Origin of the sequence: Wolbachia endosymbiont (group A) of Therophilus tumidulus, assembly GCF_964277345.1 — a bacterium.
Classification (GTDB): Bacteria; Pseudomonadota; Alphaproteobacteria; order Rickettsiales; family Anaplasmataceae; genus Wolbachia; species Wolbachia pipientis.
On record NZ_OZ195515.1, the window covers coordinates 52,070 to 78,341 of the forward strand.

At 34.2% G+C, this 26,272-nt stretch carries 25 protein-coding genes, 2 tRNA genes and 1 pseudogene; 20 read left to right on the forward strand and 8 right to left on the reverse strand.

Annotated elements, in window-relative coordinates; translation table 11 throughout:
* Positions 1–34: 34 nt before the first annotated feature.
* From ACICQD_RS00310 to ACICQD_RS00330, 5 genes are all read left to right on the forward strand, one after another.
* Positions 35–205 (forward strand): hypothetical protein, encoded by a 171-nt coding sequence (locus tag ACICQD_RS00310; RefSeq protein WP_174516059.1) that lies wholly within the window; start codon positions 35–37, stop codon positions 203–205.
* Entirely contained in the window at positions 195–1,181 is a 987-nt protein-coding gene (locus ACICQD_RS00315; protein ID WP_151808093.1) for a tyrosine recombinase, read from the forward strand. Before ACICQD_RS00310 ends, ACICQD_RS00315 begins: the two co-directional genes overlap by 11 nt.
* Before the next feature lie 55 nt (positions 1,182–1,236).
* Positions 1,237–1,962 (forward strand): lysophospholipid acyltransferase family protein, encoded by a 726-nt coding sequence (locus ACICQD_RS00320; protein WP_010963063.1) that lies wholly within the window; start codon positions 1,237–1,239, stop codon positions 1,960–1,962.
* A gap of 51 nt (positions 1,963–2,013) precedes the next feature.
* The gene (rpsT, locus tag ACICQD_RS00325) at positions 2,014–2,283 is read left to right on the forward strand and encodes a 30S ribosomal protein S20 (protein WP_012673338.1); all 270 of its coding nucleotides are present in this window, start codon (positions 2,014–2,016) and stop codon (positions 2,281–2,283) included.
* A gap of 80 nt (positions 2,284–2,363) precedes the next feature.
* Positions 2,364–3,614 carry a citrate synthase gene (locus tag ACICQD_RS00330; protein WP_341811627.1) on the forward strand — a complete coding sequence of 417 codons (1,251 nt, stop codon included), beginning with the start codon at positions 2,364–2,366 and terminating at the stop codon, positions 3,612–3,614.
* A gap of 189 nt (positions 3,615–3,803) precedes the next feature.
* On the opposite strand, the pseudogene ACICQD_RS00335 reads toward ACICQD_RS00330, so the two are convergent.
* A pseudogene (locus tag ACICQD_RS00335) lies at positions 3,804–4,947 on the reverse strand (transposase).
* Positions 4,948–5,101: 154 nt separating this feature from the next.
* Between ACICQD_RS00335 and ACICQD_RS00340 the strand changes: the two are divergent.
* From ACICQD_RS00340 to ACICQD_RS00355, 4 genes are all read left to right on the forward strand, one after another.
* Entirely contained in the window at positions 5,102–5,236 is a 135-nt protein-coding gene (locus ACICQD_RS00340; protein WP_255324782.1) for a hypothetical protein, read from the forward strand.
* 32 nt (positions 5,237–5,268) lie between these two features.
* Positions 5,269–5,625 carry a hypothetical protein gene (locus tag ACICQD_RS00345; protein WP_223823154.1) on the forward strand — a complete coding sequence of 119 codons (357 nt, stop codon included), beginning with the start codon at positions 5,269–5,271 and terminating at the stop codon, positions 5,623–5,625.
* A gap of 24 nt (positions 5,626–5,649) precedes the next feature.
* Complete coding sequence (locus ACICQD_RS00350) at positions 5,650–5,952, forward strand: hypothetical protein (RefSeq protein ID WP_231115838.1); 303 nt, start codon at positions 5,650–5,652, stop codon at positions 5,950–5,952.
* 107 nt (positions 5,953–6,059) lie between these two features.
* Positions 6,060–7,586: an acyl-CoA carboxylase subunit beta gene (locus ACICQD_RS00355; RefSeq protein ID WP_015589410.1), complete on the forward strand. Its 1,527-nt coding sequence runs from the start codon at positions 6,060–6,062 to the stop codon at positions 7,584–7,586.
* Between the two features lie 53 nt (positions 7,587–7,639).
* On the opposite strand, the gene ACICQD_RS00360 is transcribed toward ACICQD_RS00355, so the two are convergent.
* Positions 7,640–7,712, reverse strand: a tRNA-Thr gene (locus ACICQD_RS00360).
* Positions 7,713–7,959: 247 nt separating this feature from the next.
* Here ACICQD_RS00360 and mutM point away from each other — a divergent pair.
* Together mutM and pdxH are read left to right on the forward strand one after the other, a co-directional pair.
* Positions 7,960–8,775 (forward strand): bifunctional DNA-formamidopyrimidine glycosylase/DNA-(apurinic or apyrimidinic site) lyase, encoded by an 816-nt coding sequence (gene mutM / locus ACICQD_RS00365; RefSeq protein ID WP_015589411.1) that lies wholly within the window; start codon positions 7,960–7,962, stop codon positions 8,773–8,775.
* 16 nt (positions 8,776–8,791) lie between these two features.
* Positions 8,792–9,385: a pyridoxamine 5'-phosphate oxidase gene (gene pdxH, locus ACICQD_RS00370; RefSeq protein WP_022626142.1), complete on the forward strand. Its 594-nt coding sequence runs from the start codon at positions 8,792–8,794 to the stop codon at positions 9,383–9,385.
* A 3-nt stretch (positions 9,386–9,388) separates the two neighbouring features.
* Here the strand turns inward: pdxH and ACICQD_RS00375 are convergent.
* Positions 9,389–9,465: transfer RNA gene (locus ACICQD_RS00375), tRNA-Met, on the reverse strand.
* 62 nt (positions 9,466–9,527) lie between these two features.
* Between ACICQD_RS00375 and ACICQD_RS00380 the strand changes: the two genes are divergently transcribed.
* The 3 genes from ACICQD_RS00380 (at position 9,528) to ACICQD_RS00390 (ending at position 14,381) form a co-directional block, all read left to right on the forward strand.
* The gene (locus ACICQD_RS00380) at positions 9,528–11,690 is read left to right on the forward strand and encodes a ComEC/Rec2 family competence protein (RefSeq protein WP_395461452.1); all 2,163 of its coding nucleotides are present in this window, start codon (positions 9,528–9,530) and stop codon (positions 11,688–11,690) included.
* A gap of 61 nt (positions 11,691–11,751) precedes the next feature.
* Positions 11,752–13,437: a hypothetical protein gene (locus ACICQD_RS00385; RefSeq protein ID WP_395461453.1), complete on the forward strand. Its 1,686-nt coding sequence runs from the start codon at positions 11,752–11,754 to the stop codon at positions 13,435–13,437.
* Between the two features lie 5 nt (positions 13,438–13,442).
* Entirely contained in the window at positions 13,443–14,381 is a 939-nt protein-coding gene (locus ACICQD_RS00390) for an RluA family pseudouridine synthase (RefSeq protein ID WP_395461808.1), read from the forward strand.
* Positions 14,382–14,392: 11 nt separating this feature from the next.
* Here the strand turns inward: ACICQD_RS00390 and ACICQD_RS00395 are convergent, their stop codons facing one another.
* The 5 genes from ACICQD_RS00395 to ACICQD_RS00415 all read right to left on the reverse strand — a co-directional run bounded on the left by ACICQD_RS00395 (position 14,393) and on the right by ACICQD_RS00415 (position 16,866).
* Positions 14,393–14,743, reverse strand: coding sequence for a diacylglycerol kinase (locus ACICQD_RS00395; protein ID WP_375603952.1), 351 nt, complete (start codon positions 14,741–14,743; stop codon positions 14,393–14,395).
* 97 nt (positions 14,744–14,840) lie between these two features.
* A complete protein-coding gene (locus ACICQD_RS00400; protein ID WP_010082006.1) occupies positions 14,841–15,029 on the reverse strand; it encodes a hypothetical protein in 189 nt (62 codons plus the stop codon).
* On the reverse strand, positions 15,007–15,336 hold the full coding sequence (locus ACICQD_RS00405) for an EndoU domain-containing protein (RefSeq protein WP_010082007.1): 330 nt from the start codon (positions 15,334–15,336) through the stop codon (positions 15,007–15,009). The genes ACICQD_RS00400 and ACICQD_RS00405 overlap by 23 nt, the downstream gene beginning before the upstream one ends.
* On the reverse strand, positions 15,333–15,620 hold the full coding sequence (locus ACICQD_RS00410) for a hypothetical protein (RefSeq protein WP_012673373.1): 288 nt from the start codon (positions 15,618–15,620) through the stop codon (positions 15,333–15,335). The genes ACICQD_RS00405 and ACICQD_RS00410 overlap by 4 nt, the downstream gene beginning before the upstream one ends.
* 49 nt (positions 15,621–15,669) lie before the next feature.
* Positions 15,670–16,866 (reverse strand): phosphoglycerate kinase, encoded by a 1,197-nt coding sequence (locus tag ACICQD_RS00415; protein WP_010963073.1) that lies wholly within the window; start codon positions 16,864–16,866, stop codon positions 15,670–15,672.
* Positions 16,867–17,691: 825 nt separating this feature from the next.
* Between ACICQD_RS00415 and ACICQD_RS00420 the strand changes: the two genes are divergently transcribed.
* From ACICQD_RS00420 to ACICQD_RS00445, 6 genes are all read left to right on the forward strand, one after another.
* A complete protein-coding gene (locus ACICQD_RS00420) occupies positions 17,692–18,213 on the forward strand; it encodes a cytochrome b (RefSeq protein WP_264329819.1) in 522 nt (173 codons plus the stop codon).
* Positions 18,214–18,218: 5 nt separating this feature from the next.
* Entirely contained in the window at positions 18,219–19,250 is a 1,032-nt protein-coding gene (locus ACICQD_RS00425; protein WP_395461454.1) for an NAD(P)H-dependent flavin oxidoreductase, read from the forward strand.
* A gap of 112 nt (positions 19,251–19,362) precedes the next feature.
* Positions 19,363–20,589 (forward strand): hypothetical protein, encoded by a 1,227-nt coding sequence (locus tag ACICQD_RS00430; protein ID WP_395461455.1) that lies wholly within the window; start codon positions 19,363–19,365, stop codon positions 20,587–20,589.
* 94 nt (positions 20,590–20,683) lie between these two features.
* Positions 20,684–21,058 (forward strand): hypothetical protein, encoded by a 375-nt coding sequence (locus tag ACICQD_RS00435; RefSeq protein WP_265026661.1) that lies wholly within the window; start codon positions 20,684–20,686, stop codon positions 21,056–21,058.
* Between the two features lie 44 nt (positions 21,059–21,102).
* Positions 21,103–23,457 carry a hypothetical protein gene (locus ACICQD_RS00440; protein ID WP_010082026.1) on the forward strand — a complete coding sequence of 785 codons (2,355 nt, stop codon included), beginning with the start codon at positions 21,103–21,105 and terminating at the stop codon, positions 23,455–23,457.
* Positions 23,438–26,248 carry a hypothetical protein gene (locus ACICQD_RS00445; RefSeq protein ID WP_395461456.1) on the forward strand — a complete coding sequence of 937 codons (2,811 nt, stop codon included), beginning with the start codon at positions 23,438–23,440 and terminating at the stop codon, positions 26,246–26,248. Before ACICQD_RS00440 ends, ACICQD_RS00445 begins: the two co-directional genes overlap by 20 nt.
* Positions 26,249–26,272 lie beyond the last annotated feature (24 nt).

A 26,272-nucleotide genomic window follows, 5' to 3' on the forward strand; every position in this document is an offset into this window, starting at 1 on the left:
GTGTTTTTTATAGATTTAACGTTATAATTTAACTATGATAAGAGTAAGATTAAATTTAAGAAAAAGGTTAAAGCAAAAGTTTGTGATGTTCACTCTATTGATAAATGCTTTATTTGTCTCATATTTTCTCATAAGAAACACAGGGAACACTTCTAATCACATTATAGCCAAAGAAATAAATATAGGAACTGATAATGAAAAATAAACAGTCGCAAAATAAAAAAGAAAATCTTTACATAACATATTACATAGATGCTTTAGCTTCAGAGAGGTCCGCTGCACAAAATACTCTGGAAAGTTATCGTTCGGATTTACACCAGTTTGAAGAATTTTTATTGGAAAGCGGCACTACCTTGGTTGGTGTAAACAAAACCAATATTAAAGATTATGTGAAATCTTTATGTACACAAAAAAAATATAAAAGTAGCTCTATATCAAGAAAAATATCCGCTATGAAAAATTTTTACAAGTGTCTATTTAATGACGGAATAATAGATTTTAATCCAGCGCCGGCTAATGATGCTGAATTAAAGAATCCAAAAGTTTCTCGTCCTTTGCCTAAGTATTTAAGTGTCGAAGAAATATTTTTGCTAATGGACACAGTGAGAAAATCAGCAAGCGAATCGAATAAAGAGATAAGCAGTAAAAGGCTATGTGCGATTTTAGATATCCTTTACTCTTCTGGAATGCGTGTTTCTGAACTAATTAGTATGAAATTATGTGAAGTGTCACATTTAATAAACAGTAATAACAAAGAATGCTATATAATAATAAAAGGAAAAAGTGGTAGAGAGAGGCAAATTCTTTTTAATGAACAAGCATTGCAGAGCCTTAGAAATTATTTATCAGTTCGTGATAATCTGATCTCTAAAGAAAAGGAATCCGATTGGCTATTCCCAGGTGATAAACCTAATAAACCAATTACAAGGCAGAGGGTCGGTCAATTAATGAAGGAGTTGGCAAGAAAATGCAATATTGATGAAAATAAGATCTCTCCACACGTGATTAGGCATTCTTTTGCTACCCATCTACTAAATAGCGGAGCAAATATTGTGTTGATACAGAAAGTTCTTGGCCATACTAACCTTTCTACAACACAAATATATACTCATATTGCTAACGAAAAGTTAAAGGACAAATTAGCTGATTCGCATCCTATTACTCAGATGATCAATAATTAAATTTATTGTTTTTAATTTGTAATAAAGTTAAATTTAAATAAATTTATGTGAGTTTGTGATTTCAAGTTTATTGTTTAATTTCTTTCTTATATTATGGGAGGTATTCTATACTTTCATTACTCTCCCTGTAATTTTCTTTTCTGAGTGTGTAATAACCATTTTCCTCGTCTGTTCGGTGAGAGTTGTATTATTCATGCTGCGTTTATTATGTGGCATTAAATATGAAGTGAGGGGAATGGAAAACATCCCTAAGCAACCTTTTATCATTGCATCTAAACACCAATCTCCATTTGAAACATTTATTTTTATACTACTATTTAGAAAAGCGGTTTTTATTTTAAAACGTGAATTGAAATGGATTCCATTCATTGGTTTGCATCTTATAGCGCTGAAAATGATTTTTATTAACCGTTCAGATGGTATCAGTTCTATACGCCATATAATCAAACTAGCAAAAATGCGTATAAAAGAAAATAGAAGCATAATAATATTTCCTGAAGGTACAAGAACAACTATAAACCAAAATATAAAATATCAACCAGGTATTGCTGCTTTATATAGCGTATTATCTGTTCCTGTGTTACCGGTTGCTTTAAACACTGGTTTGTTTTGGCCAAAAAGCATACTTTCTCTGAGAAAGAATCCCGGAAAGGCAGTAATAGAAATATTGCCCCCAATATATCCTGGGTTAAACAAAAATGAATTCTTGCAAAGTTTAGAAAAAATTATTGAAGAGAGAAGCAGTAGATTAACCATAGGAAAAACTGATATTGCAAATTAACAAAAAAACTTTATAATTAAAAGAAAAGTACAGTATTTTAGGTATTAATATATGGCAAATCATAAGAGTGCTAAAAAAATGATAAAGGTAATAGCAAAGCGCACTTTAATAAATAAGATGCGGAAAAGTAAAACTCGCACCTCTATTAGAAAATTGGTTGATATAATCAAGTCTGGCGACAAAGAAAATGTTGTTCTGGCATTTCGGAATGCTGAATCTAATTTACACAAGTGTGTGAATAAAGGTGTTATTCATAGGAATACTGCTGCGCGTAAAATAAGTCGCTTAAATGCAAAAGTAAAAGCATTGATGACCGCTTAATACGGTTAATGTAAAGTTAACTGTATTAATATATACTCCTCAGTTTGTATATTCTGTATAAAATTTAAGTAGCTTAAGTGATGGATAAAAAAGTGCTATTAGAACTAAGTAATGGATTAAAAATCGAGCTACCTGTATTAAGCGGAACAACAGGTCCTGATGTGTTAAATATCAAGGATTTATATAAGATGACAGGATTATTCACTTACGATCCAGGGTTTGTTTCTACAGCTTCATGCTCTTCTACAATTACATTCATTGATGGAGATGAAGGAGTTCTTAAATATAGGGGACATAATATAGCTGATTTGGCAGAGAATAATAATTTTACTGCTGTGATTTATTTATTGCTCTATGGTGAATTACCCAGTTCAGAGCAACACAAAAAATTTCTTCTCAAAATACAAAAATTATCCAAAGTATCAGAGCAAGTTACAAATGTAATCAAAGCATTTCCAAAGACTGCTCACCCTATGTCGATTTTAATTGCATGTTTTGCAAGTTTGTCAGCATCTTACCATGAAAAGCATGGCAACAATGTCAATGGTGAAGATCTAGACTTTGGAATTTCTGCAATAGCGCAAGTTCCTGCAATTGTTGCAATGATTTATAGGCATATCAACAATCAGGAATTCATAAATGCTAACAATGAATTAAGTTACAGTGAAAATTTCTTAAAGATGATATTTGGCGATGCTGTTGATAATGATAAAAGCGCCCTTTTTGCAAAAGCTCTGGATAAAATATTTACTCTCCATGCTGATCATGAACAGAATGCTTCTACGGCGGCTGTCAGATTGGTGGGATCGGCTGGTTCTAATCTGTTTGCAAGCCTCTCTGCAGGAGTTGCTACACTTTGGGGACCAGCACATGGTGGAGCTAATGAGGCAGTTATAAATATGCTAAAAGAGATAGAGCAAAGTGGAGATATAGATAAATTCATCGAAAAAGCTAAAGATGATAAAGATCCATTTAAATTGATGGGATTTGGACATCGTGTTTATAAAAATTATGATCCGCGCGCGCGTATATTGAAAGGCGCTTGCCATGAGGTTCTAAGTAAACTAGAACAAAATAATGAACTGCTTAAAATTGCAAAAAAACTTGAAGAAATAGCTTTAAAGGATGAATATTTTATTGTGCGTAAGTTATATCCAAATGTTGATTTTTACTCAGGTATAATAATGAATGCTATCGATATTCCCTCAAATATGTTCACACCTATTTTTGCACTTGCAAGAACCACTGGTTGGGTTACTCAGTGGTATGAAATGATAAATGATAAAGAAACTAAGATCTGTAGACCAAGGCAACTCTATTTTGGTAAATAAATTTATTTTCACTTCATTAGACTTCTTGCATAACCCAAACTAAGTAGAAAAAAGGTGTCATCCGAGTAGCTGACACTGGTTCCTTTACGACGGAAGTGTCCAGAGGTGTCATTCCAGTCTGGAATCCAGAAAAAAGGATGGTGTCATTCCGTATCCGTTCAGCCAATGGCGTCAACTTAAGAACTTTCATTAGCAAACTCTCCTAAAGACATGATGGCGTTTAGGCTTATCTACTTTATTGCGGCTGTCCCGGTCGGATTTTAACTTTAGCGCGTATACTTAAAAAGGGCTTGAAAGTTTTTTGGCGCAATAAGTACCTGATAGAGTTTCTGTCTCATTACACTAAATAAAACTGAAAAATTTAAACGATACTCAGTAATTTGATCTGGGTTCCAAGGCCCTTGTGCATCACATATATGAAGCGATAATATATTGCACATGACCAAGTTTGCCCAAAATTCTTGTAATACAGCCTCTCCAGAAAAATTCTCTAACTCTGCTCCTACTTTGAGTCGTTTATAGCACTCCTCTATGTGCCACCTTAACACATAAGCTTTGCTCCAAAGTCTCGGTCAAAAACTCTGTTTCTCAGTTGGCTAATGTCAGCACTATAACTCTTACTTTCTGTCCTTTCATTTTATTTTTTAGCTTTTCATTTTCTAATATAAAATCAAAATCTAATTCGCCAGCGTTCCCATAGCTTACTATAATTTCTTTTTTGCAAGCGAAAAATAAAATCTACTTCCAAATTATAATGCTGCTGAATGAATTTTACTGAAGACGATCATAGATAAATAATAATTTCTCTTGATTTAATAAACGCATTTGAGTGATAACTTCGGGTAATTGCTCTGCCGCCAACGTTTGTTCACCTATATTCCAAGCTGCAAGACGAGCACTGCAAATCAATGAAGTACACAAATCAACAAACAAATTGCCAATGGTGCCTGTTGTTCCATTTGGTTCAAACTCGGATACAATTTCCCCAGAGCTGGGTAATCTCATACCAGAACCATCTGCTGCAATAAGTCTATAGCCTCTCCAACTCAGGTTCATCCTGATAGGCTGTTTGGATGCTTAGATTCTTGAAAGCCTGTATGGCAAATCTTATACCTTGCTTTAGAAAAAGCTTGCTTTGAGGGTACATGTCAATGGCTCCATAAGTTCACATTCTATTCCCAAACTTTTTTTAACTAACTTTAAAATCATAGAAAATACTGTCGAAAAAGGAAGTTTTCTTGTTCGTGTAAAACTCAACACAATGGATTTTCTGAAAAGTTTTCGAGTATATTATATTTTTAATTTGTAGAATAAGGTTTTTTCCTTTTTGCATATTTCACCTAAAAAGGACACATTTTAGACTTCTTTGTTGAAATAAAACAGAAACAAAAGTGCTGTCCCTTGCACTCTTTGGATAATTTAATGATAAAAAATTTGGAGAGAAATTTTATACACTATCGCTGATATTTTTCCTTAAGTTGACGCCATTGCCTGAACACTTACCTAATGATGAAGCTATCGAAAACATAGCAAAGAGACTTCAAAAATCTATAGACGATGCAAAAAAGCACAAGGTCATGTTTAGTGTTGATGTATTCCAAGGAGAAAAAAGTCATCAATAATAGATTATTCGATACTGATCTTATACCACCTCATGGAGCAAGATAAAAATGTTACTGAGACTGGAAAAGAAAAACTACGGCCTCTTATGTTAGAAATGTTTAATCTAGTTTCAACAGGCACTGATGTGAGCCAAGAAGTTCGGAGATTATTGCCAGAAGATATACTGAAAGAACGCGGCGAATATTTGTCACGTCTAAAACAAATTGTAAGTGATAGTATTGAAAATGACAAAAAAAAAGGAATTGTAGTAGAAAGAGATAATAAATTTTATTATGTACAGTGTCCAGAAAAAAGTGTGATCACTCCTGCAAAATTTATGAACTCCCCGGAATTTAAGGACTTAGAATATGGTGCATTGCGAATAGGAGAAGGAGATAATCTAATCTGAATAAAAAGCTGGCAATATCATGATATGCAAGGCAAAGTAAAAATGACCTTTAGGGTAGGCGATGAAAAGATCGAAATGATTTTATCTTCTGAAAAAGCTGAAAGTTTTGGTAAAATAATGGTACATATGGATGACAAAAGTTGTGAAATCTTCTCAAAGTACCTAAAAGAGCTAGAAAAAGAACCTCGTATAAGCAAGGTTGTTGAAGCTGCTAAAAGTTTTGCACAAACAAAAAGCAGTGCAGTTAGTCCACCTCTTTCTAATATGAAAAGTGTTGACACATCGCAACATTTTCAAAGTAGTGACCATGAATCACCAGAGCATTAACAATTATCATACATACATTGTTGCATATAGCAATAGTGTATGTGTATAGTTAGTAGGGTTTGTAAACTTAATAAAGTCTACAACTAATTTGAAAACTACTTTATTGTATGCAAGACTTTAAAATACTAGAAAATCTAAAAACCAAAGCACTAGAAGCTGAAAAAGGAGGCGGTTCTGACAGGATTACCAAACAACATGAAAAAGGGAAATTAACTGCTAGAGAAAGGCTCAGTATATTGCTCGATGAAAGTTCTTTTGCAGAATACGATAAATTCGTAAAACATCATGCAAATGATTTTGGCATGCAAAATGCTAATTTTTTAGGTGATGGGGTAGTGATTGGTCATGGTACTATTTATGGCAGAAAAGTTTTTGTTTATTCTCAGGATTTTACTGTCTTTGGTGGTTCACTTGGTGCGTCACATGCAAAAAAAATATGCAAAATTATGGATATGGCAATTAATGCCAGAGTTCCAATTATCGGACTAAATGATTCTGGTGGAGCCAGAATTCAGGAAGGAGTAAATTCTCTTGCTGGTTATGGAGAAATTTTTCAAAGAAACGTAAATGCATCGGGTGTTATACCACAAATTTCTTTAATTATGGGCCCATGTGCAGGAGGTGCAGTTTATTCCCCAGCATTAACTGACTTTACTTTCATGGTGAAAAACAGTTCATATATGTTTATAACCGGGCCAGATGTAGTAAAAAAGGTTACCTACGAAGATGTAAGTTTCGAAGACCTCGGTGGAGCAAAAATTCATACAAGCAAAACAGGAGTAGCGGATTTTGCATTCAATAATGATGTTGAAATGCTGCTAAAAATGCGTGAATTCTTTACTTTCTTACCAGCAAATAATCAAGAATCACCAAAATCTGCACCAATCTGTAATGATGTTGACGACATTGATGAATCCTTAAACACTCTAATTCCTACCAATCCTAATACTCCTTATGATATGTATGAACTCATTGAAAAAGTTTGTGATGAAAGGAATTTCTTTGAACTGAAACCTGATTTTGCTCGTAATATCATAACTGGTTTTGGTAGAATTGGAGGAAATACTGTCGGTATTGTTGCAAATCAACCTATGCACCTTGCAGGATGTTTGGATATTGATTCTTCAAGAAAAGCTGCGAGGTTTGTAAGGTTTTGTGACGCATTTAACATTCCGATCATCACACTTATTGATGTTCCAGGATTTTTGCCGGGTACAAATCAAGAATACAATAATATAATACAACACGGAGCGAAACTGCTTTACGCTTACGCTGAAGCGACCGTGCCGAAAATTAGCCTTATCACTAGAAAAGCGTATGGTGGTGCATACATTGTTATGAATTCGAAACATCTAAAAGGTGATATAAATTATGCCTGGCCAACTGCTGAAATAGCTGTGATGGGCCCTGAAAGTGCAGTTGAGATTATATTTCGACACGAAAAAGATCAGCAAACGTTAATTAAAGAATATAAAGAAAAATTTGCTAACCCATTTTTTGCTGCATCATATGGATACATTGATGACATTATAGTGCCAAGTAAAACAAGGTATCACTTTTGTAAAGCATTAGAGCTACTCAAAAACAAGAAGGTAGAAAGGATATGGAAAAAGCATGACAACTTACCTCTGTAACTTTCTTCTAAGCCTTGCTTACAAGTTATGCAATATTATAAGTATAATCAGTGTGCCGTTACCAAGACTCGAACTTGGGACCTCGTCATTACCAATGACGTACTCTACCACCTGAGCTACAACGGCAAGTTTATATATTATGATAATGAATAACACAAAAAAGAATAAGGAAAAAGAAGAGGAGAAAAAAAGATTAGCGAAAGCTTTAAAGCAAAATATTTTGAAAAGAAAAAAGCAGCAACAGAGTAGACAGAGAACCCTTTCAAAACTCGTTTGTGGTGAGGAATTTTTAGGAGAAAGCACCGCAGAATACTCGAATGTATTTGAGAACGACAAAATTACCATCAGAAACTTAAGTTTTGAAGGAGGTATCATGCCAGAACTACCGGAAGTGGAAGTAATCTCTAATTTTTTGCTTGATAAAATTAAAAACAAGCAAATCAGTAATGTTATAGTGAATAATTGGAATTTACGTGCCCCAATAACAAAAAATATTGATGATATGCTAAAGGGCAAAGTCATACGCAACATCAAGCGTAGAGGTAAGTATACCATCTGGAATACAGATGGTAGTGTGGCTGTAATCATACATCTTGGCATGAGCGGAAAGCTTATATATGCTGACCACGATCAAATGCGGAATAAGCATGATCACGTGGTATTTTTATTTTCTGACAATACTTCAATAATTTTTAATGACCCAAGAAGATTTGGATTAGTTATCGTTTTAAATAAAGAACAAGAAACGGATTTTTTTAGCGATTTTGGAATAGAGCCCCTCACGGATGAATTCAGTGGAGACTATTTACAGGAGTTGCTGAAAAACAAAAAAGTGAATATCAAATCAGCGTTAATGGACAATAAATCAATAGTTGGCGTAGGCAACATATATGCTTCTGAGAGCTTGTTTAGAGCCTGTATATCACCACTCAGGTCAGCAAAAAACTTGACCTATAGAGAGTGCGAAAAACTTGCTGCTGAAATAAAAAATACTCTGAGTGATGCAATTGCTGCAGGCGGTTCAACACTGAAAGATTATGCACAGCCATCTGGATCTGCTGGATACTTTCAAAATAACTTTTACGTATATGGTAAAGTTCAAAAACCTTGCAAGATTTGCAATAATATCATAACACTTATACGACAAAATGGCCGTAGCACTTATTTTTGCAACGCGTGCCAGAATTAAGATTTTATTTTTTGATATGATATTTTCACTTGAAAAAGATCCATTTGATTTGTTTTCAAAGTGGTACAAAGCAGTACTTAATTCTCCGTGTGAACAACCAACTGCAATGACGCTAGCAACTTGTAGCAAAGACTGTATTCCATCTGCAAGAGTGGTATTACTAAAGGAATATAGCAAAGAAGGTTTTGTGTTTTTCACTAACGTAAACAGTAAAAAAGGGAAAGAATTGACTGAGAACCCCAAAGCTGCGTTAGTGTTTCATTGGATAGAATTTGCTAGGCAAGTGCGAATTGAAGGAGAGGTTAAACTTCTAAACGATGAAAGAACTGACAAATACTTCTCTTCTCGAGCGCTGGGTAGTCAAATTAGCGCATGGTGCTCAAAACAATCGAGCATTCTGAAAGATTGGCAAGATTTTGAGCAAGCTATAAAATTGAAGGAAAAAGAATTTCACAATACACAAGTTTCTCGTCCTGATTTTTGGGTGGGATTTTGCGTAATCCCAAAAGTAATTGAATTTTGGCAAGAAGGTGAATATAGGAAGCATATTAGATTTAGATACACTCTTGTTGAGGGAAGCGATTGGAAAGTGGAACAACTATATCCTTAAAAATGGTTGCGGGAGTAGGATTTGAACCTACGACCTTCAGGTTATGAGCCTGACGAGCTACCGAGCTGCTCCATCCCGCGTCGTTGCTTATTTAGTTATTATATATACAAATAATGAAAAAAGAAAAATAAAATTTCACCACATGCAAATATCGACACACTTATTAACTTTTCTTGACATAATAGTTAGTTATATACGTAACAATCTGCGCAATGAACAATATAACTTGATACTGTGGTTTCCTGTTCTTCAGTGTGCAGGAATTTTAACATATTTTTCCCTAAGTTTTGAACCAAGCTGCATATCTATTTTTCTTTTGCTTTTACCCACACTAATTTTGATTGCAATATTATACAGAAAGTACGCAATATTATGCATTGCTTTAATTGCAGTGCTCATAGGATTTACAGCTAGTAAATTAAGAACAGCTTTAGTTGATACTCAAATTCTTGATAAAGAGAGATATGTAAAAGATATCGTTGCCACAGTGAAGGATATTAACGACAGGGGCTCATATAAACAATTTCTGCTTTCTGTTGAAAAATCCCCTACTATCTCAAAATCCTCTCCTGTCATCCCAGCGCCCCCTTTTGTCATCCCAGTACTTGATACTGGGATCCAGAAAAAAAAGATATGGATTCCAGCGTCACGCGCTGGAATGACACCGGATAGAGCTCTAGATAACATCAGAATATCAGTTAGAACCAAAGTGGAAAAAGGCATTAAAATAGGCGATCAAGTAAAATTATCAGCAAAACTCTTCCCTCTAAAGATTGCGCCCTCGGAGTATGCATACGATTTTGCAAGAATAGCATATTACCAGAAAATAAGTGCAACAGGCTTTGCAACAAGCAAAATAGCCCTGCACAAAAAGGCTGAAGCAAGGAAATTTCAAGAATATATAGAATCTTTCCGTCAATACATTTATGAAAACCTGCAGCAAAATATCAAGAAACCACATGCGGATATAATCTCTGCATTACTGATCGGTAAAAAAGATGGCATAGATCAAAAAACTATGGACGCGATACGAGATTCAGGTATAGCACATTTGTTTGCCATATCTGGTTTGCATTTATCATTCGTTGCTGGTCTGTTTTTTGTAGTGTTTCGTAATTTATTCGCAATATCTGAAACTTTGACTCTTAAGTATAACACCAAGAAAATATCTGCATTCCTTACTATCTTGCCAACCACGTTTTATTTATTGATTACCGGTATGCAAATTTCTGCTCAGCGTGCCTACATTATGGTGATTTTAGTACTCGTTGCAATAATGATAGAGAGAAAATATCGAGGGTTAATAGCAATTGCGTTTGCTGCTGCAGTGATACTTATCATAGAACCTGAAGCAATTTTAAAGCCAGGCTTTCAGATGTCATTTTCTGCTGTTTTGGCACTGGTTGCCAGTTATCAAATTAATGCTAATAAATTATTCAAAATAAAAATAATGAAATATTTTGTGTCGATAATGATCAGCTCAGTAATAGCAAGTTTAGCAACTGTTCCGTATACGATATATAATTTTAATTATTTTTCAATTAGTGGCATTATCACAAATTTAGTTGCTATACCAATAGTTACATTAATTATTATTCCACTTGGAATAATCTATGTTTTGTTGATTCCTTTCGGTATTGAATGGATTATAGCGCCATTTATAGAGCGCCCAATTGACAGCATTTTGTATATAACAAACGCTATCGCTAGTCTTCAGTATTTGGTTATTCCCATTCGTACTTTTCCTGCCTCATCAATTATTATAATAACATTTGGGTTATTGTGGCTGTGCTTGTGGGAAAGAAATTGGCGCTTCTTCGGAATTTTCTTTATTGTGCTGGGTATTTGCTTTAGCACCGCATATAAAACCCCCGACATCCTAATCAGTGCTGATAATGTTGCTGTAAAAGAAAGTGATAACTTACTATATTCTCTCACCAGAAAAAATAGGAACTTTGTTGTCAAAACATGGGCGAAACAAAATGGGCAGAACCAAATTTTGAATCATACTAAATATAACAATTCAAATAGAAGGCTACAGTGTGAAGATTATGATTGTATATATAATAAAGGAAATAATAAATTAGTGCTGCTAGCTTATAAAAAAGAAGATATTTCAGAAAATTGTGATAAAGTTGATTTAACAATTCAATTAAGTGAGTTTGACTATTCAGCTTGCAACGCTAAAATTATTAAACATGCTGATCTAGAAACGTATGGCACACATTCTGTTTGGTTAACAAATCGTTACGTAAAGATTAATACAGTGCGCTCCAATAGGCCTTGGCACATGTTGAAAAATTAAGAAACTTGATTTTAAGGTTTGGTTAATGTATACCTAAATAAGTTTAAACTAGAAAAATGTTATGGTTACAGACACTCAAGATCCTTTCAAAGACTATTTTGATTTTTTAGGATTTAGAAAACTTTCTGACCAGCCCAGTAGAATTTTGAGCTCTATAAGAAAGTATTCTGGTACTATATCGATAGCAAGTACCATTGCTACTCTTATAGCATTTACTGCCTTTTCTATTCAGCCTGTTACAGTAAGTATTGCTGGGTTTGCGTTCACGCCAGCACCTCTTGCCTTTATTCCTCTTATAGTTCTCTTATTTACTGCTGTTATAAACTTTATAAATACACAAAAAATAAAAGAGAATGAAATAGATAAAAAAATAGGAAACTATCAAGTTGATGAACAGTACAGCCAGATTGCTCAAGAAGCTAAAAAAATTGAAATTGTAACAAATTTAGATAAAAAGGGGGAAAAGCTTTCAATAGTTTTACCAATTTCTAAGACGCAGAGAGAAATACTAGAAGATATAGAAGCAGAAAATAGAAATAGGATTCTCTTGTTTACTGGATCATATGTATTTGGTACTATTATAGTAGTTTCAGCAATATCACAATCCATTAATGCTCCAATAATATTAATAGCTTTATTAGTCGCTATTCTTTTATGCATCATATCAACACTTAGCAATCTAATAAGTAATAGCGTGGATCATGAAAATCATACTATTAGAAAACACAGTTCTTTAGGTCTTCTATTTCCATACTGGTCTGGAAAGGGCATGGTTGTATCAGTAGTAGAAAATAAGCTTGGTAAAAGGGAAAATGAACTAATATCTCTAATGAAAAAACTACTTAGTCCGCTTTGCAACTCATTTGACAGTAACCTTAAAAAAGCTTGCGATTTACTTGATAATAGTCTTTTAAAGCCTGCAAATATTAACATTAAAGAAACGCTTGATCACCTAAAAAAAATCAGAGAAGACATCAAAAAAGATTTAGATTGGCTACATGCAGAAATTTCAGAAGTTTTAAACAACACTAAAGAATTGACAAAAAAAGCACATTCACTAGATATTGAAGGTACTTTTTCTAGGTTAGAGAATGCTATTAAAATTGCTGAAGATAAAATTGAACGATTTGAACCAAGCCGCTTTGTAGGCTGGCTTCAATCAACTACGCAGTCTAATAATAACGAGTTCCTTAGCATGCTAAAAAAGTTAAAAGAGGATACAGAAAAGGAAAAAACGGAATTGAAGAAGCAATTAAACGTAGTAAGGAATGAATTAGAAGAAATAAAAAAGAAGCAAGCTCAACCAAGTACGCCTGATTTAGAAGCTAACAATGGAAATAATACTAATAAATTATTAGTGTTAGAAAATAAAGTCAAAGAACTACGTGACACAGTTAGAAAGTTAGAGCTGGAAGCAGAACAAAATAAGCTGCAGCAAAAGAAGGAAAAGTTAGAGCAAAAAAAATCTGAACAAGAAAAAACAGATGAATGGAAAGAAAAAATCAACGGCAAACCAAGTGACTTTCTATATTATTTATTAGAATCTATTAAGCTGGAAGAAAAAGATAATAAAGAAAAAAAGGTTGAGGCAACATTACGAAATTTTGATAATAAAATAATAATTCACTGGAAAGATGGCTCTCAAACAATTTGCCATATTAAAAAACAAGGTGATCTTCCTAGTACAAAAGTTGATTTTGTAGATCAAAATATTCAAGCAGCATTTGCAGTAGCTCGCGCGGGGTAGTTGTTATAGACCACTTAGAAGTAACCTTAAGTGTTAATAATGATAAAGAGAAATTAAGGTTAGACACCTATATAGCTGAAAAATGCAACATATCACGCAGCAAAGCGCAAAGATTGATACAAAATGAGCAGGTGAAATTACTTGGCACACCGATAATTAATAATGACTACATAGTAAAACCAGATGAAGAGTATGTGGTGCATCTCGTTCAACCTGACATATCCACATCAATTGAGCCTAATTATGACATAAAACTTGATATCGTCTATGAAGATGAGGACATTATAGTTCTGAGTAAACAAAGTGGATTAACAGTGCACCCAGGTGCTGGGACAAACAATGATACGCTTTTGAACGCAGTTATCGCTCACCTTGATGTAAGACCAGGAATTGTTCATAGACTCGATAAAGATACTAGTGGGCTAATGGTAATTGCAAAAAATGAAGCAGCCCATAGTTTTTTGTCTGAATTGTTATCGAATCGTAAAATAAAGCGAGAATATTTAGCAGTAGTTTGGGGAGCATTATCTTCCCAGCAGGGAACTATAGAAACTAACATTGCTCCCAAACGCGGTAATAAAGAAATGATGTGTGTAACAAAAACAACGGGCAAATTAGCAATCACTCATTACTCAGTAGAGAAAGTTATAGGACAAGCAAGCCTCGTTAAATGCACTTTAGAAACAGGTAGAACGCACCAAATTCGAGTCCACATGAGCCACATAGGACATTCTATAGTTGGTGATCAAGTTTATGGGAAAAATAGTAGTAAAAGCACAAAATATGCTAAAAACTCTAGTTTTATTCGTAATTTCAATAGACAAGCACTACATGCTTATACACTGGGCTTATATCACCCCAAAAGTAAGGGATACATGGAATTTGTCTCTGATTTACCGCAAGATATAAAAACTTTAATTGGTGAGTTTGACAACATATCTTAATAACATTCGTATTAACCTGTCAATATTATCATCCATGTTATCAGGAAGTTAATTAATGAAAGAAAAACTGCTGCACTACCTAGATCTTTCACCTTTTTTGAAAGTATGTGTTGTTCACTGGAAATACGCTCAATTGTCGTTTCAAAAGCAGTGTTAACAATTTCCACAATTAACACCAGGAATAGGCTGCTTATCATTACTGCACGTTCTAGATTACTTACATCCAAAACAAACAAAACTGAGACACATACTATAAAAAGCAGTAACTCCTGTCTGAACGCAATTTCTGATATAAAAGCTGATTTTATTCCTTCACAAGAGTATTGAATTGCTTTTATTAGACGAATAATGCCCTTCTTCATTATTATTCACAAAACCCTTTAATCAAAATTTTAACTCATTTAGATTTGCTACACCCTATAGCATTTTTATCATTTGTTCACCCTATTGGTTTTGAAATTAAGATTTACCGCAACTACAATAAGTACTCTTATCATCACATTTTGGTGTTAAGTCAGGATAGAACGTGAGTATAGCATCATTCTTTCTTACAAACACTGATTGATAATTGTCATCTTCCATTTCATATAGACACATTCCATCTTTTCCTAATTCCTTAAACGCCTTAGTTGCAGAAATTATCGGCATGAAGGTTATATGCGTATCCATTTGGGCATTTAACTTTCACTTCCCCATCCTTACCCAAATATTTCATTCCAAATGTATAAACCGGCGGCTTAATATCTGATTCATTGCACAGGATTCCAACTGCCCATTTATCCTCTTGAGCTTCAACATATCTACCTACAAAATGCATACCACCTAATTTATCGTTTGGCTCACCACAAAAAATATGTCCAAACCCTATAGTTTCTTTTTCACTTCCACTATTTGTAAACCAAATGTTAGCCAGTTCATCTTTAAGTAACTCCAAATCCGCATCTGGCGTAATCACTTATATATTCCTTTCACTACTTCTTGATGCTGCGGACAACTAAGTAAAATTTTGAAATCTTCTTTATCTGGATGTGCTCCCCAATCTCCACAAACTTTCAACACTCCTCTATCGAAGTCAGTTAATTCTGAAACGGTGGCTGGTTGTGAACTGAAAAATGGTTCAAAATTGACTTCAACATTTTCTTCTACATAGCCGGTGTGAAAATAATGATCCTTAATATAAAAAATAAATCCTATTATTGGTATTATTAAACACAAAATTAGTTTAACTGTCTTCGACATAATCACGTTCACAAAAAAGCTAGCCTATAAGAAATAATTTAAAAAAGTTTTAATCTAATCGTTTTTGCAGAGCAGCAACTCCCGGCATTTCATCGCCACTTAACCAATCTAAAAATGCTCCTCCACCAGTGGAAACATATGTAAAATCCTTATCGGCAAGGCCTGCAGCGCTTATTGCAGATAGACTATCGCCTCCCCCTATTATGCTGGTTAACTTTCCTTTGTGCGTTAAGTCACTTACGATTTTCATTACCCCTATTGTACCGCTTGCAAAAGCTGAATGTTCAAAAACACCAATAGGTCCATTCCACAGCAGAGTCTTACTGCTTGCTATTATACTGCTTATTGTACTCAAAGTTTGTGGTCCGATATCCAAAATTATATCACCGTCCAAAATGGACTCAGTTCTTCTTGAAATACTAGTGCTGTAATCAGAGTTTACTGCAACCAGAACGTCTTCTGGCACAACTATTTTGCAATTGTTTTTATTTGCTGTTTCAAGAATATTATGCAGAAGGTCGTCAACACCATTTTGAAAGAAAGATTTCCCTATATTTACTTTGCTAAATGACAAAAAATTATTGGCTATTGCACCACCTAGAACTAGGTAATTAACCTTTTCTGTTAGCTTCATAAGCACTTTTATTTTAGTTGATATTTTAGCTCCCCCAACTATCGCAGTAATAGGTTTAGCTTTAAACGATACAGCTTTTTCAAGATACTTTAGCTCATCTTGCAAGCAAAACCCTGCATAAGAGGGTAAAAATTCTGTAATGCGTGAAATAGAAGCGTGAGCTCTGTGAGAGCAAGAAAATGCATCATTTACATATATATCCGCTAGAGATGCTAGTTGTTTGGCAAAATTTGAGTCACTTTGCTCTTCCTCTTTATAAAATCTTAGATTCTCTAGTAATATTATATCTCCTGCATCCATAACACTTACTGCTCTTTGTACTTTTTCACCAAAGCAATCGTCAATGAATTTCACTTTTTTATTTAGTAACTGCGATAAAGTGTCAATTACATTTTTTAGCGACAGATTATTGTCTCTGGCCTTTGGGCGTCCAAAATGTGATATAATAATAATCTTTGCACTCGCATTCACTAAATACTGAATAGTAGGCAATGCTCTCAAAATACGAGTGACGTCACGAATTTCTCCATCTTTTATAGGAACATTGAAGTCAACTCTGAGTAAGACGGTTTTATTGTGAAGATCACAATTTTCTATACTAGGTATATTCATTACAAAATTGAAGCTATAAAGTCACTATACAGCAGTTTGATCTAAAGTAAAGTTTTAAGCTTACGAACGTTTAAGGAAATTTGCATGCCAAACGCTTGACACTGGAACCTTATCGTCATGCCATCACGAACCGTCATACCGCCGGGTATCTCTTAGCCGCTAACACGTAGCGGGATACTTGACCTTTACAGGGATGACGATTGTCGTTTAGCCATAAATATTTAAGAAATTTACTAAACAGAAAAAAAGGCAAAAGAAGCCCCGTGGTTGGCTAATTACTTACATTATACTTTCAAGTATGGCGTTTTTTTATTCTAAACGCTTAATAACCGCGATTTAGCTGCTTTTTAATGCAACTAACCTTTAGTCATAAATGTTTAAGAAATTTACTAAACAGAAAAAAAGGCAAAAGAAACCCTAGGGTAGCTAATTATTCACTATCCATTTTTTAAGTTGGCGTTTTTTGATGTTTTAAATGCTTTATAAGCGTATTTCAGCTTGTATAGGTAAAAACCTAGAAATTTGATAAAGACATAGAGTACACATAGTGCAAAAAATTAAACATGAGACGCCAGATACGTTGAGTTTTTTTGTCATTTAATCTGTACAGAGAAGATAAATAAATAGCTTCAGTTTCATGATAAGGAGGCTGGCGGAGTTTGTCAAGTAAGTTTTTCGTTTAATCCGTTTCTTGATTTAGGTGCCCTTGACTTCCGGCTGGGTCGAATTTGTATAGCTACATTGTCGGTAAATCTAAATTGCTTTAATGATTTTGATTGAAAAATAGTTTTTCTATTATATAAATGCTACTTTAGGGTAATCAAAATGGAAGACGATAAATATAGCCTAGGTTTAAGAGTTATCCATTGGTTGATGGCTGTTTTTATTATCGGTATGCTTTGTTCTGGACTTTATATGAAAAGCCTGCCACTTAGCAATGAAATTAAGTTCAACATATACGCTATTCATAAGGCTTGCGGTATCACTATTCTTGGATTAATCATAGTACGCATATTTTTTCGCGTCTTTACTTATGTTCCACCACTTCCAGCAAATTTTTCTCGGTTTGTAATCAATGCAAGTAAAACAGTACACTTTGGTTTATATTCTTTGATGGTGCTAATGCCACTATCTGGCTATGTCATGTCTTCTGCTTCTGGCAAACAGATCAAATATTTTTTTCATATCCCTTTGTTGATTAATCAAAACAAAGACCTAGCTAACACGGCTAACGAGCTACATTCGATGCTTGCATATTTTATGGTACTCTTTATAATCTTACATATACTTGGCGCCTTAAAACACACATTTATAGATAAACAAAACATTTTTAAACGTATGATATAGGTTATATGTTAAGTAGCCTCTGGAAAAAAGGAACAGATTTTCTTGGCAGTGAGTTTGCTATAATGGGTGGTGCTATGAGCTGGGTTTCAGAGAGAAACTTGGTCTCAGCAATCTCAAACGCTGGTGGTTTTGGTGTGATTGCATGTGGTGCAATGTTTCCAGACTTGCTAAAAAAAGAAATCATAGAGACGCAGCAATTAACTAACAAGCCATTTGGTGTAAATCTAATTACTATGCACCCAAAGTTGAGTGAGTTGATAGATGTGTGTATTGAAACGAAAGTGAGCCATATAGTGCTTGCCGGTGGACTGCCAACAAAGCCTAATATAGAAAAAATCAAGGGTGCAGGCATTAAAGTTATGTGCTTTGCACCAGCATTAAGCCTTGCGAAAAGGTTAGTAAAAATGGGAGTAGATGCATTAATAATAGAAGGAATGGAAGCAGGTGGGCATATAGGTCCAGTTAGCACTTCTGTTCTTGCACAAGAGATATTGCCTCATTTTAAAAATGAACAAATACCAGTGTTTGTTGCAGGTGGAATAGGAAGAGGTGAAATGATAATTAATTACCTGGAAATGGGAGCAAGTGGCTGTCAAATAGGTACATTATTTGTCTGCACTAATGAGTCAATTGCCCACAAAAATTTCAAGGAAGTGTTTATTAAATCGGCCGCACGTAATGCAATACCTTCTGTACAGATAAGTGCTGATTTTCCTGTAATTCCTGTAAGAGCTATAGCCAACAAAGCAAGTGATGACTTCATGAAGCGTCAAAAAGAAGTTATTGATGAATACCAAAAGGGCCAGATCTCAAAAGAAGATGGGCAGCTTGAAATAGAAAAATTCTGGGCTGGAGCTTTAAGAAGAGCAGTAATTGATGGAGATGTTGAAACAGGATCTCTAATGGCTGGCCAAAGTGTTGGCATGGTTGATAGGGAAAAGCCTGTAAAAGAAGTAGTGAATATGTTAGTTCAACAGGCAAACAATCATATTGAACGCAAATCTGTAGAAGCAGCAAAGCAAATAGTTAACCAGTAAGCAAGTCATAATTATCTCTGAAAGAGCCCATTATAGGGCATAATTGCCCAGTTTTAATGTAAAATTAACGCTAAAGAGGTATCTATACATTTTGTTATGTATGGAGGAGTCTATGCTAAGTTCTAAAAAAGATATTAACCAACAATTGCACGACACTATATACAAAAAGGTAACAAAAAAAACACATAATCATAAAAGCCCAAAAAAAAATGGAGATGGAACTATCAAAAAATGCATAGAGTTGTTCAAGGAAGGAGCTAGTCCTGAGGTATTAACTGAATTAGAAAAATCGCTGAGAGAACAATTAGAAAAATCACCAGAAAAACAAGAGGAATATCAAAAACATTATAAGTATTATATCGAAAACTTTCTTCCTGCATTGAAAGATGAAGTAATAAAATCAGAAGAACTAGCTGTACCTACAGTATTTAACAATGAAAGAGAACAATCACAAAGACCACAAACAATAAGAGGAAAAATAGTAAAAACAATTTTGGATATTACTAACAGGAGCAGCAGTGTAAGCTCAATACCAAATGCTGTTGAAGAAAATATTGAAGATCAAATGCAGCTAAAACATATTGAAGAGCAAAACAACACACAAGAAACACCCTTGAATGTAGCTGAGAAAAAAAGTGGTGATAATAAAATACTTAGTAATTCAGATGTTGCAGAGGAAGTGTTTGAAAAATATAGCAAGGTTGTGAAAGAAATAGAGGAGAAGAAAACTTCTAAACTCAGTAGTGGCAATGACTCAGATAGTGGAATAAACTCACCTGGACTGAGTGAAAAAAACTCGATATCACCAATAAATAGTAGAAAAAACAGTTTAACATCAATAGCAAGCACTTCATCTGAGGAAAGTTTAAACTCAACATTGAGCTCTGTTGAAGAAGATAATGGCTTACAACCAGAGGGTGGAGAAAAAACTGAGTTATTAGAATCAAATTTGGAATCCCCAAAAGAAAACGAGACTCAAGTGCAGCCAGAGCAGACTGTAAAAAAAGAGCCAAAAATGCAAGAAAATGAAAACTCAGATGGTCAAGCAAATCCAGATCAAGTTAAGAAAGATATCCTACTTAAAAACCAACCCAATAACAGAAATCTTCACGTTGCACTTGTAGCAGGTTGTGCTCTCTCCACAATAGGGTGCATTGTTGCAGGAGCAATGACATCAGGATTGATAGGAGCAGGACTACTTGCTATGGTTGCAGTGCTTGCTATAGCAGCAGTAGCTGAATTGCATTCAAACTTCCTATCAAGTAAATTAACATCCATTAATGTGAGTCCTCTTGTTGATGATAAGAGCTTACAGCATGTTCACGTCTGTAAAAATTAAATATGTGTTACTTGTAGTGGATAAGTGAATTCAGTTCTTGCCTATTGATATAAAAGTTGTTATATTTAAGAAATGTTTAAAAGGTATTTAGTTGATGCGCATTCAATTGAATAAAGTTTTGGTTTTTATAGCCTTATTAAGTTTCATTTTTGCATCATATTCTAGCGAAGCAAGTTCGGTGAGTGATGAGTTAAAGGATGTACAAGAAACGGTAAAAAATTTTATTTCTTCATTTTCAATTAAAGATACTGTAGAAAATATGAGTCCTTCAACAATCATAGGGTTGTGTATAGCTGCAGTGATACTTGCAGTAGTGTTCAGAGGTCTAATCTTTTTTATGATAATGTTTGGTGTACTGGTCCTGATGTTCGGTAGTACAGAAAAGGCAACAGACTACTTAAAAGAAAAATTTAACTTTGCAAAAGATATAAAATTACAATCCGATAGCGAAAAAAAAGATAAAAATTAAGATAGTATTTTTATCTTTTTTAATTATCTTTATTGAATACGCATATGCAGTTAAAAGTACCAACAGTTAACTCTAAGCTTAAAAAAAAGAACAACTTAGCATTACTAGAAAGCATTGATTTAGATTTTGTTCCTTATGCTTGTCATTACGATGAAGAAACCATACTAACAAAACAGGGAGAATTGTTAAAAATAATCAAGTTAGAAGATTATTCTTCTGTTGATAACTACAGCGACCTCAGAACTGAAATTAGAAAAAGCATATCAAAAAATATTAATAGCCTGTGTTTTACCGTTTGGATTCATACCGTTAGAAAGCGCAATAAACTGAGCTTGAAATGGAATAAAACTGAAGACTTCTCTGACAACCTACATTCAACGTGGTTTAATAAACTAACTGATAGTAAATTACAGTATATAAATGAACTATACATTGTAATATTGTTTAGCGATTTTGGCAAGCATACTAATAATTCGTTTTTTTTCAATAGAATAAAGAATAAGCATAAGTTGTCTTTACAAGAAAGCCATCAGGAGTTGCAAAAGATAACTGACGTAATTCAAAATGATTTAGGACCTTTTGGAGCTAAAAAACTGAGTCTAAGGTTTAGTGAAGGTAAAATATATTCTGAAATGATAGAATTTCTCCACTATATTGTTACATTAACGCACAAAGATTATCCAATACATGAAAGGGACCTGTCGCAATATATTAGAAATTTTAAAATAGCTTTTGGTTTCAATACGTTTCAAACAATATTTGAAAATCAACAGAAATTTGGCTCTATTTTCAGCATAAAAGAATACCGGGAAATCTCTTTAGGTAATATAGATAGATGCTTGCAGCTTGAATCTGAATTTATCATTACAGAAATAATGATATTTACTAGTAATAACAAAGCAATAAAAGAATTTAAAAAACAAATCAACATGCTGCAAATTAGTGAGGATAATACCTTACTTAAAAGCTCAGGAATTGAAGAAATAATAGAGCTTGAAAAGACCTCTAGTATAGACTTCTGCCAACAGAAAATTATTTTTACAATATTTGCAGATGATAGGAATAAGTTAGCTGAAAGTATTAGTGATTTATCTTCTATAATGTCATTAGTTGGCTTCATGATGTTTAGAACTGATTTACATATGGAAAGTCATTTTTGGGCACAACTTCCAGGCAATTTTGCTTTTATTACGCAACCGAAAAATATCTTAACAAAATACGCTTGCAGCTTTGCTATGCTGCACGATTTTACGTCAGGTACATTAAAAGGAAGAAGGTGGAAAGAAGCGGTAATGATTTTTTTCTCAAAAAAAGGAAATCCTTACTTCTTTAATTTTCATGGAAAAAGAAATAATGGCCATACTACGATACTCGGAGCTCCAAATTCAGGCAGAACTTCACTCATTAATTTTCTATTATCAGAATCAAGAAAGTTTAACCCAAGAATTGTCATATTGGATAACACTGGAAAATCAATAATTTTTACTAAAGCAGTGAGTGGTAAATATTACATAATCGATCCAAAATATAAGGACAAAAGCCTAAAATTTAATCCACTAAACATTGAAGATAGTGCTTCCAATCGCAATATGTTGGTTGAACTGATCAGAAGAATGGTAGCCGATACGAGCTTGGTGGACGTAGAAGAAAAGATAAGAAAAATTGTGGATTCTATATTTGCTATACCCAAGGAATCACGTTCTATTTCACAAATTTCTGAGGTGCTCTTGCTCCTTGGGGGTAAGATAAGTAGATGGTGTGACGATGGTGACTTTGCTTACTTATTTCAAGATGGTGATGAATCAGATATTGACTGGGAAACAAAAATTATATCTCTCAACACCGCAAACCTTACAAAACAAAAGGAATGTATGTCCGTGATACTTTACTATTTTTTATATTCTTTTGAGGCAAAATGTGATGGCTCGCCTGCAATACTTGTTTTGGATGAAGCATGGGAGATAAGTAATATTTTTCCTACAGAGAAAGAGTTTGATAACTGGATGCAAAGAATGACGGAACTAAATGTTGTAGTAATCCTAAGTACTGAGAATTTAAATCTCGCATTTGCTAGCAAATTTACTCAATATTTAGATAAACATGTTGATACAAGAATCTTGATGCCGAACGTCAATGCAAATAGATTATACATGAAGGCATTTTCTCTATCGAAAGAGGAGCTGAATATAATTCTGCAGACGCCAACACAGGAAGGTTTATTTTTGATAAAACAGTACAAAGGATTAGTAACCTTAAATCTGGATTTGAAGGATATGCAAGAAATACATGTACTTTCAGCTAACAAAGAGACTATAAAGTATATGTATGAGGCAATAAAAGAAAAAGGAGAAGAAGTTAATGAGTGGTTACCGGTATTTTATGAGAAGTGTAAGGCTTAATTTCTTATTGATATTTTTTTTGATACTTGGTCTTTCGTATCAAGGATATGCTGATTGTCCAACATTTGTAGAAAGTAATACTTGGTGGGAAGCAATAGTTGGTGGAGATTGGGTAAAGGAAATTAAGGTGCAAGCAATAAAAGATCAAGGAGTTGATGGTTACTTTAATCCCAAAATTAGAGTATGTGCTTATGATGGACAAAGTTATTGTTATGACTTACAAAGTGGGGAATCCTGCCGCCAGATATATGGAACGCAAGGTACAGGAGCTGGAGTTTCTGCTGCAGCTTTTATCGACTGGGAAGGAGATAAAACAAAAGCTGGAGGAGAAATTGCTCGGGGTCTTAAATGGGAATGGGCAGACGGTGTTACTGATGAGGAAAAAAGAAGATTCGCTAACTCTCCTAAAATATGTGCTTGCAGTCAAAAAGGGGCTTGTATGTCAGGAATTTCTTCATGGGGTTCTAGAGTATTTTCGGGTGAGAATATTTTCCGTCCTGGGGAGATGGAAAAAGTCTGTGATACCTGCTACCAAACGGCAGTAAAATGTGCTCCTGTTCCACTTGCACCTGGCCCCCCTCCATTTTGTGAACAACTTGCAATGTCGCTTCCACAAGTTAGAATTGTTCCTATAACAGATAAAGACAATGATTACTTTAATCCTAAGGTTAAGGTAATCATTGGTGATCTGAAAGGAAGAGACGGAGAGATTGGAGAAAAATTAGATTTCCCTAAAGGGTATGGAGAAAATAAAGCTGAGTGGCGCTCTATTTTAGACAAAGATGGCATCACGTACTACTTCAAAACTTATAGAGAAAAAGATAAGCTCTGCGCTGAATACCTTGGAACTCAAAGTATAGATGAAAACAATCCACAGTTCATCCGCTGTTTTCCTGCACCACCTGCTCCAGAACCTGAGATAGTGGAGATAGTAAATGCAAATACATTGAAAGTAGAAATGAAGATGAGTGAGAGCACTTGTGCTAAAGCACATGGAACCTATAGTAATGGTTCCTGTACTTTTAATGTTAATACTGACCTCAACCATCCTATAAACATTGGCCCCCTATCTTTAAAAGTAGTAAAACCAGCAATAGTAGCAAAAACAACTGATAGTAATATTGATAATATTATAGAAGGTATATTAGAAAGTAATCCGCAACAATTTAAAGTTCTGAAAGAATATGGCTATGTTCCTGATGTGCAAATTAAATGTTCTAAAGGCGGAAGTTTTTATAGTTTTAATGATTTTGAGAAAAAGTTAAAAGACAAATCTATTCAATGTGAATTTAATAACTCTGGGCAGCCGGAAATAGAAGTAAAGTATAAAGGAAATTCTAACAGTAAAATGCTTTGTCTTTCTGGATGGCAGCCAGAACCAGAGGAGTTTGTTCTTAAAAGAGAAAATAAAATAATACCACTAAAATTAATGGGAACAAGATATACTAAATACAATGCTGTTTACTCCAAGGAATCAAATCAGTTCTATTATCTTCCAAGCAAGGAAATAGTTTACCCTTTGAAAGAAACTCAAGAGAGGTTGGATAAAATAATATTTAATAAGCAAGAGTATGTTTTCTTCCCTGATGAAAATGAGCAGAAGAAGGAAGAATGCAGTTATTGTGTGAAGAAAGATAGCAAAATAGACGAAAAATTAAAATCTGGTGAAGGACTGAAAGTAGTATACAGATTGACGGATGTAGAGCATAGAGAAAAATGTAATCAAGGTGATGATGGTTGTATCTGCTTTACTGGGACATGCAGCCGTTCAACACGATATGTAGACAAAGAAAACACTCAACCTTTTTATACAAAGATTTCACAAAATACAAATGGCGTTGTCACACAACAAGAAGCACCAATTAAAGCAAACAGAACGGAGGTCTTTTACGCTGATAAATTGTGTAGGTTCGATTTAGAAGGTCTCAAAAAGAAATTAAAAGAAAAATTAAAAGAGATAATCAAGGAACATCTGAAAAATAAGAAACCAGATCTTGAAAAAAATAATGAAAAATCCTATGATCATAAAAATAAAGATGTTTATACAGATGACTTATCAATAAAATTTGATCGTATTAAAATAGAAGCGTGGGGAAGTGGTGAAGCAGGTCATATACAAGGTAGTGGCTGTGACAATCAAAAATGCCATTCTACTGAAAGCAGAGTAGGGATGCCAGGAGATTATATTAAAGCTAAACTGAAAATCGATCCTAATTATCCTATAATTAAGGTGCAAGTCACAGAGGGAGGGGGTAACCAGGAAAGTAACTTCTCAGATAAGGACGGGGGACCTGTTTTCATAGAAATGTGCAATTCGCAGAAGCAACATTGCCAGCAACTGATTACTGTTGCAGGTGGAGGTGAGTATAGAACATACGGTGGTAAGGGTTATGAGGAAACAGTAATTCATAAGCAAGATTTAAAGCTAGAGGAGAAAATTGTAAAGGCAGATAAACTGAAGTCTACACAAGACAATCAAATAGCATATATAGAAAATGGTGAAATCAAGTATGAAACAGTAGAGTGTGGAAGTGGTTTGAGAAGCAGTAGATCTGGTGCAGGTGGCTGCATTAATAAAAGCAAAGGAATTTATGGTAAAGGCTCTCCAGGGTATGTGAAGATTAGACCTATTATAAAGGAATTTGACGAAGAAGAAATAAATGCTGCTATTAAAAAAGTAATAGAGGATCTATACGATCTTGAAACTATGACTGATTTTTGGGTAGGGGATCTTAACGTGAATATAAGTGGGATAATTAAAGAGGAAGTCAAAAAAGAATTATCAAGGTAAAAAGATATAGCTCTGGAAATGATG

Bases quoted from the DNA above. Each gene is read 5' to 3' on its own strand.
- ACICQD_RS00310 (WP_174516059.1), top strand. From the start codon at position 35: ATGATAAGAGTAAGATTAAATTTAAGAAAAAGGTTAAAGCAAAAGTTT.
- ACICQD_RS00315 (WP_151808093.1), top strand. From the start codon at position 195: ATGAAAAATAAACAGTCGCAAAATAAAAAAGAAAATCTTTACATAACA.
- rpsT (WP_012673338.1), top strand. From the start codon at position 2,014: ATGGCAAATCATAAGAGTGCTAAAAAAATGATAAAGGTAATAGCAAAG.
- ACICQD_RS00330 (WP_341811627.1), top strand. From the start codon at position 2,364: ATGGATAAAAAAGTGCTATTAGAACTAAGTAATGGATTAAAAATCGAG.
- ACICQD_RS00345 (WP_223823154.1), top strand. From the start codon at position 5,269: ATGGAGCAAGATAAAAATGTTACTGAGACTGGAAAAGAAAAACTACGG.
- ACICQD_RS00350 (WP_231115838.1), top strand. From the start codon at position 5,650: ATGCAAGGCAAAGTAAAAATGACCTTTAGGGTAGGCGATGAAAAGATC.
- ACICQD_RS00355 (WP_015589410.1), top strand. From the start codon at position 6,060: ATGCAAGACTTTAAAATACTAGAAAATCTAAAAACCAAAGCACTAGAA.
- mutM (WP_015589411.1), top strand. From the start codon at position 7,960: ATGCCAGAACTACCGGAAGTGGAAGTAATCTCTAATTTTTTGCTTGAT.
- pdxH (WP_022626142.1), top strand. From the start codon at position 8,792: ATGATATTTTCACTTGAAAAAGATCCATTTGATTTGTTTTCAAAGTGG.
- ACICQD_RS00380 (WP_395461452.1), top strand. From the start codon at position 9,528: ATGCAAATATCGACACACTTATTAACTTTTCTTGACATAATAGTTAGT.
- ACICQD_RS00385 (WP_395461453.1), top strand. From the start codon at position 11,752: ATGGTTACAGACACTCAAGATCCTTTCAAAGACTATTTTGATTTTTTA.
- ACICQD_RS00395 (WP_375603952.1), bottom strand. From the start codon at position 14,743: ATGAAGAAGGGCATTATTCGTCTAATAAAAGCAATTCAATACTCTTGT.
- ACICQD_RS00400 (WP_010082006.1), bottom strand. From the start codon at position 15,029: ATGCCGATAATTTCTGCAACTAAGGCGTTTAAGGAATTAGGAAAAGAT.
- ACICQD_RS00410 (WP_012673373.1), bottom strand. From the start codon at position 15,620: ATGTCGAAGACAGTTAAACTAATTTTGTGTTTAATAATACCAATAATA.
- ACICQD_RS00415 (WP_010963073.1), bottom strand. From the start codon at position 16,866: ATGAATATACCTAGTATAGAAAATTGTGATCTTCACAATAAAACCGTC.
- ACICQD_RS00420 (WP_264329819.1), top strand. From the start codon at position 17,692: ATGGAAGACGATAAATATAGCCTAGGTTTAAGAGTTATCCATTGGTTG.
- ACICQD_RS00425 (WP_395461454.1), top strand. From the start codon at position 18,219: ATGTTAAGTAGCCTCTGGAAAAAAGGAACAGATTTTCTTGGCAGTGAG.
- ACICQD_RS00430 (WP_395461455.1), top strand. From the start codon at position 19,363: ATGCTAAGTTCTAAAAAAGATATTAACCAACAATTGCACGACACTATA.
- ACICQD_RS00435 (WP_265026661.1), top strand. From the start codon at position 20,684: ATGCGCATTCAATTGAATAAAGTTTTGGTTTTTATAGCCTTATTAAGT.
- ACICQD_RS00440 (WP_010082026.1), top strand. From the start codon at position 21,103: ATGCAGTTAAAAGTACCAACAGTTAACTCTAAGCTTAAAAAAAAGAAC.
- ACICQD_RS00445 (WP_395461456.1), top strand. From the start codon at position 23,438: ATGAGAAGTGTAAGGCTTAATTTCTTATTGATATTTTTTTTGATACTT.